Below are 7,149 nucleotides of genomic sequence, written 5' to 3'. Positions count from 1 at the left end.
GCCGACAACCTGATCAGCCTGTGCCGCCGACACCACCAACTCAAAACCCACCACCGATGGCGAGTCCGAATCATCAAACCCCCCGACCGGCAGACCGGGGAGACGATCATCGAATGGACCAGCCCCCGCGGCCGACTCCACCAACAACCACGACCACCCCAACTCCAGCCCATGGTGTTCCCTGTCCGAGACGCGCCGCTAGACGGAGCCACCCGTACTGAACCCAGGACGGCGCCCACGCCTCTACCGGCGAGAGAACCGCGCCAACCGGCGAGCGAACCGCCCGAGCCAGCGAGCGACTGGACCAGCCTCGAGCAGCGCCTATTCGACGCTGCCGCCTAGCGGTACTCAGCCATCAGGTTGTTGACACCGGGCGATCGGCGCGAGCCCTCCGATAGCTAAGGGGTACCTCGATCGTTGCAATAGCACAGCCCCGGTGGCCACGCCGCTGCGCGCACGTCGCTGGAGTCGAATCGTTACCGGTAGGTTGCTCCGGCGGCAACCACCGCCACCGAGTTCTCGAATGCGCTCGTCGTCGGAGTCGAATCGTTACCGGTAGGTTGCTCCGGCGGCAAGCACCGCCACCGAGTTCTCGAATGCGCTCGTCGTCGGAGTCGAATCGTTTCCGGTGAGCCCACTCGGTTCGCCGTGTTCGGTTGAAGCGCTCGACATTGCCGTTTGGCCACGGGCAGTGCGCTCGGATGAAGCGCTGGTTGGCGTTGATCACGCCCCCGAAGGCGTCTTCGAACTCGTTGGAGGAGCGCTAGCACCAGGAAATAAGCCTCCGGCCAATCGGCCACCGGCGGTGGGCACCAGCTGGTTGGTGAGGTGCCGGGCTGGTGAGGGAACTCGCTCTACTTGACGCCAGCGTAAGAATGCAGGCCACTGACAAACATGTTCACACCGAAGTAGTTGAACAGGAATGCGCCGTAGCCGACCAAGCCAATCACGGCTGCCTTGCGACCTCGCCACCCAACGGTGGCCCGCGCGTGCAGGTACCCGGCGTAAACCACCCAGGTGATGAAGGCCCAGGTCTCCTTGGGATCCCAGCCCCAGTAACGACCCCAAGCGTTCTCGGCCCAGATGGCACCGGCGATGACAGCAAAGGTCCACAACGGGAAGACAAACGCGTTGATTCGGTACGCCATTGCGTCGAGCCGTTCGGCGTTGGGCACCCGCGATGACAGCCACCCTTGAACTTGACCATTGCCCCGATCGGCAGCCAGTGCTGCGGCGGCCTTCTTCTCCGCCCGGTCACGCACCAGGTACAGCACAGTCACGAACGCACCGACAGTGAATGCACCAGCGCAGATGATCGCCGCGCTGACGTGGATCGCCAGCCAGTACGACTTCAGCGCCGGGACGAGTTGGGCGCTCTCGGTGTAGAGCACGGTGACTGCGGTTCCCAGCGTCAGAAGCACCGCGCCGGAGACAAAGACCCCGAGCCAGCGGACATCGCGTCGGGTGGAAATCCCGAGGTACACGGCCGAGACCGCGAATGCGGAGGCCAGCGAGAACTCGTACATGTTGCCCCACGGGGGCCGACCCGCCGAGACACCGCGGGCGATGACGCCAGCGGCGAGCATCAGCGTTGCCAGCCACATCAACGAGGTGCCGATGTTTCCGGCCTTGCGGCCGGGGATTACCGGAACCGCGGCATCCTCGTCGTTGTTCTCCGTCGGGGGACGGTCAGCCGTCGTGGTGGTTCCAGCTGCGGCACTCACGCGCTGTTGGGCTGCCAACGTCACCGCGCGGCCCTTGGTCGCTGTGGATTCGCGCTTGGCCAGTGCCGGCTGATCCGCCACCTCGGCCCTGCCACGGCCTGCTGCCATGGATGCCGCGAAGGCAATGAAGGACCCCGTATACGCCGCCATGGACGCATAAACGAGGGTATTGCTGAGCTGCGCAAGCGAGGTGTCTACCGCCATTGTCAGGTTACTCCCGATCATCTGCGCGGCCGGTGGCCGCGGAGCCTTCGCCTAGTGTGCCCTCTTCGTCTTCTGGTTTGGGCGGCGCCATGCTCATCACAGCCTCTCCGACCTGATCGATGGCTGGGCGCAACCCAGCCTCGTCAGTTCTGGACAGGCCAGCCACCTCGACCCGATTGTCGGCGTCGCTGGACTTGGTCACGCGCACCCAGACTCGACGCCGCGGCACGAACAGCGAGGCCATGAGGCCAGCGATGGCAAACAGCGCGGCAATGAGGGCCGGCTCCTTACCCGGATCATGGGCGACGTCAAAGGTTGCATATTCCGATACCCCGGTGAAGGTGACGGTGCCACGCCCATTGGGCAGCTGCCAACTTTCGCCAGGGCGAATGGCTTTGATTCCGGTGCGCTTCATCGATGACATGTCCAGCCGGTACACGTTCTGCGGGACTCCGTTGTCCAAACCGAGGTTGCCCTCCCAACTGGAAAGAAACACGGCTGGATCGTTAGCGGCCGGGAAGGTCGAGATCGGACCCTTCATCGGATCGATGAATGCCGTGGGCAGGAAGATACCCTGCAGTCCGAGCTGCGGATCTGCGTCGGGCATCTTGACCACGCCGTTGGACGAGAAGTTCGCATCCGAGGGCAAGAAGACCGTCGGGGCGTCGTAGATAACCTGGCCCTTCGGGTCGGTGACCTTGATCTGCGGTGCGTACCCGTGACCGATCAGGAAGACTTTGGCACCGTCGACGTTCAGCGGTGAGTTGACCGCGATGGTCTTGGTTCGGTTGGGTGCGCCCGGCTCATCCCGGTAGGTGACGTCGGCCGAGAACTCCCTCGGAGCGCCGCGCTGCTCCCCGTCTTCCTGGTAGCTGGCCTTGAAGTCATCGAGGGTAAACGAGAACGGCGGCAGGTCACTCGGGGAAACCATTCGACCGGGTTTGAACGTGTCGTACTGGGTGATGGTGTCGGAGAAACCCTCACCCTCGACCACCAGTGTCTGACCTCGCCACCCGAACAGGCCGCCGAACGCCACCGCGAACAGCAACACCAGCACCGCAACGTGGAACACCAGGTTCCCTGTCTCGCGCAGGTACCCCTTTTCGGCACTGACCCACCCGGTAGTGCCATCGAACTCGCTGCTGATGACACGCCACCGCCGGGCCTGCAGGTACTCCGCGGACTTGTCGAGGACGTCTTGCGGCGCGATCGTGTCCGGGGTGGTCAGCCAGGAACGGGACTCGGCGAAACGGGACAACCTCGCCGGAGCCGCCGGTGGGGCAGCACGCATCGCTCGCCAATGCAGCCGTGCCCGTGGCAACACGCAGCCGGTGATGGACACGCAGAGCAACACGTAGATCGCGACAAACCATGGGGCGGCAAACACATCGAAGAACCCGATGCTGTCGAAGAACGCTCCTAGCCCGGGTTTGTCGGTCAGGTACTGGGTGACCTTGGCGGCGTCGGTGCTGCGCTGTGGCAATAGCGATCCGGGGATGCTCGCCAGCGCAAGTAAGAAGAGCAAGAGCAGCGCGGTGCGCATGCTGGTGAGTTGGCGCCAAGCCCACCGGAGCCAGCCGCCAGGGCCGAGCTTGATGCCTGGCGTGGTCGAGTCCGCTGGCTGGGTGCTGAGGCCGGCCGTGGCGTCATCAGAACGGGTGGTCGCCTCGTCACCGAGGGCACTGGAGTCGTCGGGAGCGTCAACCGTCCGCTCAGCCACCTAGCTCACCATCCCCGACAGGCGCTGGCGTCAGAGCGGAACATTGAAAGCACCTGCCCACGCGCGCAGTTGGACGGTGAGCTGATCCCACAGTCCGGTCACGAGCAGCACTCCCACGAGCACCAACATGCCACCGCCGACGCGCATGACCAGTTGGTAGTGCTGTTTGACCCACGTGAGTGCTCCTGCCGTTCGCCTGAAGGCCAACCCTACGAGCATAAAAGGAAGACCTAGCCCCAGACAGTAAGCGAAGCTCAAAACAGCGCCTCGCACAGCACTGCCCTCGGTCGCCGCCAGACCCAACACCGCCGACAGCGTCGGCCCGATGCAGGGGGTCCAACCCAAGCCGAACAAGAACCCGAGCAGTGGGGCTCCCCAGATCCCGAAGGTTGGGGCGCGGTGAATCCGCCACTCACGCTGCAGACCAGGGATCCAGCCACCGAACATCAACCCCATCACGATCACGACGAGCCCGAGCACCCGTTGGATCGTGGTCGCGTACTCGAACAACCATTGACTGAGCGCGCCAAATGCCGCGCCGAGGCTGACGAATACCACCGAGAAGCCCAAGACGAATAGGGCCGAACCGAGTACGACGCGGGACTTGCGACGTGTGCCCGGCTCAATGGAATCCTCCGCGAGTTCCGCCCCTGTCAGTCCGGTGATGAAGGACAGGTAGCCGGGGACAAGTGGCAGCACACATGGGGAAAGGAACGACAGGAGGCCGGCCAGCATGGCCAGCGGCAGCGCCAACAGCAACGACCCGCTCACCACGGTTTGTTCCGCGGAAGCGATGCCGAAGGTCAATGCTGACGTGCTCACGCTGACGGGCCGGGCTCGTTCACCAGTTCGGTCAGCAGGTCGCGCAATTGCGTTCGATCGGCTTTGCCGAGGATGCGGCCAGCTACCCGGTTGTCCTTGTCGATCAGCAGTGTCGATGGGATTGCTTGCGGCGGCAGCGTGTCCCGGAACTGCAGTTGAATCTGTCCATCGGGATCCCACACATTCGGGTAGCTGATCTCAAACCGACTGACGAATGCCTGCGCCGAGGCCTTGCTGTCGCGTGTGTTCAGGCCGACGAACTGGACCCCCTGCGAGGCCATTTGGGTTGCCACTTCCTCAAGACCGGGCGCCTCGGCCCGACACGGCGCGCACCACGAGGCCCACACGTTCACGGCGACGACTTTGCCCTTCAGCGAGGCAAGGTCGAACGGGTCACCATCCAGCGTCGTGCCAGTGACGGCCGGTGCCGGTTGACGTTCGGCCGGCGGCAACAGCACCGAGGTGCCATCACCGGCGATGAAGCGTGATTGTCCGCCACCCGATGAGCCGGTGGCACTCCCACAGGCCGCGAGCAGGGAGATTGCCAATACGCCGAACAACGCGACCGCTGCGGCGCGCAGCATCGACATGCGCGGTGTTCGGTGGGCGTTCATCGATCAGGCTCCAGCGCCTCTGTGTGCCCTGGCCACCAGGTCGGCGGCAGGCTCGCTATAGGTGATGGTTTGGAGTCTGTCGTCGTCGAAGGTCAGCGACGTCAATGACGCCAGATTGCATTGGCGCCTGCGCGGGTCATGCCATAGGCGGCGGTTCTCCGCGGCAAGTCGGGTAGTCCATACCGGGAGCTGATGGCTGACCAGCACGACTTCGTGTCCACTGGCCGAGAGCTTGGCGTCAGCGATCGCAGCCGCCATCCGGTCGGCGATCTGCGTGTACGGCTCACCCCACGACGGTTTGAACGGATCCCACAGATACTTCCAGTACTTGGGTTGGGATAGCACCCCATCGCCGACTGCTACTCGTTTGCCCTCGAACCGATTCGCCGCCTCGATGATCCGATCGTCAGTGCCGATCGGGAGTCCATGTGACTCGGCGATGGGAGCAGCCGTCTGCTGCGCCCGCTCAAGCGGTGACGCCCGCACCTCGATGATGTCGCGGCCGGCGAGAGCCTTGGCGACTTTGGCAGCCATCTCGTGGCCCAAGTCAGACAGCACATATCCGGGCAGTCGACCGTAGAGAATCGACTCGGGGTTGTAGACCTCGCCGTGGCGCATCAGGTGGACGGTCGTGCGTTGACTCATCGGGTTCCTCTGGCTCGTGGCTCGTGGCAGGCAGGCGTCTCAAGCTGCGTGTTCCGCGTGGTCATACGGCGGCGGGGGCAGGGTCGACGGCAGTTGCTGCTGCCGCGGCGGCGGCGGGTAAGGCGGCTTCGATCCGTTCCAAGGCTGCGGCGTCGTGCGCCCCGGAAACGAACCACGCTTCAAAAACCGATGGTGGCAGCGAGATTCCCTGGTCGAGCATGGAGTGGAAGAACGGCCGATAGCGGAACCCCTGCGCTGCGCGAGCTTGGTCGAAGTTCGTGACGGCGTGATCGGTGAAGAAGACACTGAACAAGTTGCCAGCGAACTGCACGACGTGTTCCACGCCGGCGCCCGAGAGCGCCGCACTTGTCATTGCCGCGACCGCCGCAGCGGTGCTGTCCAGGTGCGCATACAACTCGGCGGTGCAGTTGCGCAGCGTCGTCAGACCGGCGGTGACTGCCACCGGATTACCGGACAACGTGCCGGCTTGATACACCGGGCCCGACGGCGCCAATTGCTCCATGATGTCGGCTCGACCGCCGAAGGCCGCAGCAGGTAATCCCCCGCCCATGACCTTGCCGAAGGTCAGCAGGTCAGGCGCCCAATCCTCCTGCGCGGCTTCCAGGCCGTACCAACCAGATCGAGAAACCCGGAAGCCGGTCATGACCTCGTCGCTGATGAGCAGCGCACCGTGGGTCCGGCACAACGTCGACAGCGTTTGGTTGAACCCCGGCAGTGGTGCGACCACCCCCATGTTCGCTGCTGCGGCCTCAGTGATGACACAGGCAATCTGGTCACCGAACTCGGCAAAGGCGGCCGTCACCGCGTCCACGTCGTTGTATGGCACCACGATGGTGTCGGCGGCATTCCCGGTAGTGACGCCCGGGGAATCGGGCAGGCCGAACGTGGCGACCCCGGACCCAGCTGCGACGAGCAGTGAGTCGCCGTGGCCGTGGTAGCAGCCAGCGAATTTGAGGATCTTGGCTCGGCCAGTGAACCCCCGTGCCAGCCGGATCGCGGACATCGTGGCCTCAGTGCCAGAACTGACGAGTCGCACTTGCTCGACAGGTGCGACTCGGGACACGATCTCCTCGGCGAGTTCAACCTCGCCGGGTCCGGGGGCGCCGAACGACAGTCCTCGCTCGCTTGCGGCTGTCACGGCGGCGATGACCGCTGGATGGGCGTGCCCAAGGATCGCCGGACCCCAGGAACCAACCAGGTCGACGTACTCGCGACCGTCCGCGTCGGTGACATACGGCCCGCGGCCGGACACAAAGAAACGAGGCGTTCCGCCGACAGCGCCGAATGCTCGGACAGGGCTGTTCACGCCGCCGGGGGTCACCCGTTGCGCCCGGGCGAACAGTGATTCCGACGTGACCGTTGAGCTGCTCATTCCGACACCCGCCCCATTGGTGAACTG

7 protein-coding genes are annotated in these 7,149 nt (G+C 64.5%); all 7 read right to left on the bottom strand.

The window, feature by feature from the left end; translation table 11 throughout:
* Positions 1 to 355: 355 nt before the first annotated feature.
* Entirely contained in the window at positions 356 to 727 is a 372-nt protein-coding gene (locus tag KAZ48_03565; GenBank protein MBP7971854.1) for an integrase core domain-containing protein, read from the bottom strand.
* Between the two features lie 127 nt (positions 728 to 854).
* Positions 855 to 1,949, bottom strand: a complete 1,095-nt coding sequence (ccsB, locus tag KAZ48_03560; protein ID MBP7971853.1) for a c-type cytochrome biogenesis protein CcsB — start codon at positions 1,947 to 1,949, stop codon at positions 855 to 857.
* Positions 1,936 to 3,648 (bottom strand): cytochrome c biogenesis protein ResB, encoded by a 1,713-nt coding sequence (locus KAZ48_03555; GenBank protein ID MBP7971852.1) that lies wholly within the window; start codon positions 3,646 to 3,648, stop codon positions 1,936 to 1,938. The genes ccsB and KAZ48_03555 overlap by 14 nt, the downstream gene beginning before the upstream one ends.
* 30 nt (positions 3,649 to 3,678) lie before the next feature.
* Positions 3,679 to 4,383: a sulfite exporter TauE/SafE family protein gene (locus KAZ48_03550; protein ID MBP7971851.1), complete on the bottom strand. Its 705-nt coding sequence runs from the start codon at positions 4,381 to 4,383 to the stop codon at positions 3,679 to 3,681.
* Between the two features lie 83 nt (positions 4,384 to 4,466).
* Positions 4,467 to 5,084: a TlpA family protein disulfide reductase gene (locus tag KAZ48_03545; protein MBP7971850.1), complete on the bottom strand. Its 618-nt coding sequence runs from the start codon at positions 5,082 to 5,084 to the stop codon at positions 4,467 to 4,469.
* A 3-nt stretch (positions 5,085 to 5,087) separates the two neighbouring features.
* A complete protein-coding gene (locus tag KAZ48_03540; protein ID MBP7971849.1) occupies positions 5,088 to 5,729 on the bottom strand; it encodes a histidine phosphatase family protein in 642 nt (213 codons plus the stop codon).
* A 61-nt stretch (positions 5,730 to 5,790) separates the two neighbouring features.
* Positions 5,791 to 7,122, bottom strand: a complete 1,332-nt coding sequence (hemL, locus tag KAZ48_03535) for a glutamate-1-semialdehyde 2,1-aminomutase (protein MBP7971848.1) — start codon at positions 7,120 to 7,122, stop codon at positions 5,791 to 5,793.
* Positions 7,123 to 7,149 lie beyond the last annotated feature (27 nt).

Source organism: Candidatus Nanopelagicales bacterium (assembly GCA_018003655.1).
Classification (GTDB): domain Bacteria; phylum Actinomycetota; class Actinomycetes; order S36-B12; family UBA10799; genus JAGNDY01.
The sequence above is the reverse complement of the archived record's forward strand: the minus strand, read 5'-3'. Positions and strand labels throughout refer to the sequence as shown.

What these genes read in the sequence shown, in the direction of transcription:
- KAZ48_03550 (MBP7971851.1), bottom strand. Translation starts at nt 4,383, where the DNA reads ATGCTGGCCGGCCTCCTGTCGTTCCTTTCCCCATGTGTGCTGCCACTT.
- KAZ48_03545 (MBP7971850.1), bottom strand. Translation starts at nt 5,084, where the DNA reads ATGAACGCCCACCGAACACCGCGCATGTCGATGCTGCGCGCCGCAGCG.
- hemL (MBP7971848.1), bottom strand. Translation starts at nt 7,122, where the DNA reads ATGAGCAGCTCAACGGTCACGTCGGAATCACTGTTCGCCCGGGCGCAA.
- KAZ48_03540 (MBP7971849.1), bottom strand. Translation starts at nt 5,729, where the DNA reads ATGAGTCAACGCACGACCGTCCACCTGATGCGCCACGGCGAGGTCTAC.
- ccsB (MBP7971853.1), bottom strand. Translation starts at nt 1,949, where the DNA reads ATGATCGGGAGTAACCTGACAATGGCGGTAGACACCTCGCTTGCGCAG.